This is a genomic window from Ilumatobacter sp. (assembly GCF_041688325.1).
In the GTDB taxonomy this organism is placed as follows: domain Bacteria; phylum Actinomycetota; class Acidimicrobiia; order Acidimicrobiales; family Ilumatobacteraceae; genus Ilumatobacter_A.
Genome location: NZ_JBDNIJ010000052.1, coordinates 1 through 1,563 on the forward strand (window position 1 = coordinate 1; position 1,563 = coordinate 1,563).

2 protein-coding genes and 1 pseudogene are annotated in these 1,563 nt (G+C 62.1%); 2 read left to right on the top strand and 1 reads right to left on the bottom strand.

The features are described from left to right. Positions 1–509, bottom strand: a pseudogene (locus ACH2EI_RS04045) (hypothetical protein); the annotation flags it as partial. A gap of 34 nt (positions 510–543) precedes the next feature. Between ACH2EI_RS04045 and ACH2EI_RS04050 the strand changes: the two are divergent. Then, positions 544–945: a hypothetical protein gene (locus tag ACH2EI_RS04050; protein WP_395159194.1), complete on the top strand. Its 402-nt coding sequence runs from the start codon at positions 544–546 to the stop codon at positions 943–945. A 199-nt stretch (positions 946–1,144) separates the two neighbouring features. After that, a partial coding sequence (locus tag ACH2EI_RS04055; RefSeq protein ID WP_395159196.1) for a nucleotidyl transferase AbiEii/AbiGii toxin family protein occupies positions 1,145–1,563 on the top strand: 419 nt, incomplete at its 3' end.

Genomic DNA, 1,563 nt, shown 5'->3' on the forward strand with positions numbered 1-1,563 from the left:
AGACGCCACACCGGTGCGACGCGCCCTCCGATCGACCAACGCAACAGTGCCATCTGTGCTTGGTCGGTCGGGGTGCCGGGCCGCCCGTAGTGGGTCGCAAGCCAGCAGAGTGCCATGAACTCGCGTGTCGACCCCGACGTCATCTGGGGACCGTTATCCGACATCACCAACAAGACCGGCAGCCGGTCATCGTCGGGGTCGAGCGACATCGTCTCGCCGCTGGCGGCGAGTTCCTCGATCTGATCCAGAAGCCCTTCGTCATGCAACGCCCGGGTGAACACGGCTTGGACCTGGATGGAGGTTTCGTCGTGGGAGGTGATCTCGCCAAGCCACTTCTTCGACACCACATCGTTGATTGCGGTCGTCGCCGCGTCCAGCCTCGACCAGTGGGTGGTGTCGTAGATCCAGATCCTGTTCGGGACCTGTTCGATCCATTCCGGAATCGGCCGTTTCTCTGATCTCGTGGTCCGTTTGGCGGGATGGAACACCAGCTCACGGCGTGCCAGCACCCGCCGCACCGTGGACGGATCGCACCAAAACCTGTTGAGCCACGACGACCCGATCAGCGATCCCGAGTGGATGTTGGCAATGGACAGTGTCTCCCAGGATCTGTGCGATGTCGGTGAGGTTCTGCAGTTCGAGTATGAACGTCTTTGCGAAGCACTCCAGCAGAACGCCAGCCAACGCGGTGCCGACAACGGCCGCTTCGTTGTGCTCAGCGAACTCCACACCCCTGGCGAGCATCGAGGTAACCGGTACGGCCTGCTGCTCCTCGACGAGGTCGTCGCTCAGTCGCTTCGCGACGCGATATTCGTCGTCGGCTACGCCTATACATTCGACGAAGATGAGGAGACATTCGCCGAACGATCCGACTCCCTCGTTGAGCTGTTCACGAAGCGCCTCGGTGCACGGGTTCTCGACCAGCGACTCATGGTCATCCCCTGAGCCTGTGACGTACCAGCTGGTACTGGGTAGAATGATGTCGTGGCAACCACGGTGCACCTCACCGATGACCAATGGAGTCGTGTAGAGCAACGTCTTTCCGCGGCGAAACCGCCTCGGCTTGATGACATCGGAGTGCAGGACGCTGTTACTGGTCGCGACTTGAGCCCGTCCGAGGTAGAACGCCGTCGGGCTGCGCACCGTGCCGAACGAGCCTGAGCGCACCCCTCCGAACATCAAGTCGTTCGTCGACACGCTCAACAGTCACGGCGTCGAGTACGTCATGATCGGCGGCATCGCCGCGTTGCTGTACGGCTCGAACCGCGCCACCTTCGACCTCGACGTCCTTGCTCCCGGCAGCCTCGAAAACCTCGAACGCCTCGCCTCTGCGCTCGGCTCGCTCGGTGTGGACAGGCACCTCGACTCCGCAGACCTCCGAGGCACCTCAACTCGTTGGGAAACCAACGCCGGTCGAGTCGACGTGCTGCTGTCTGCACGCGGACCAGACGGCAAGCTCTCGATCTCTTACCGCGATGTCGCCGACCGCCACATCGACATGGTTCACGACGGCACCTCCATCCCTGTTGTGGCGCTCGATGATCTCCTCGCGATGAAGATGTC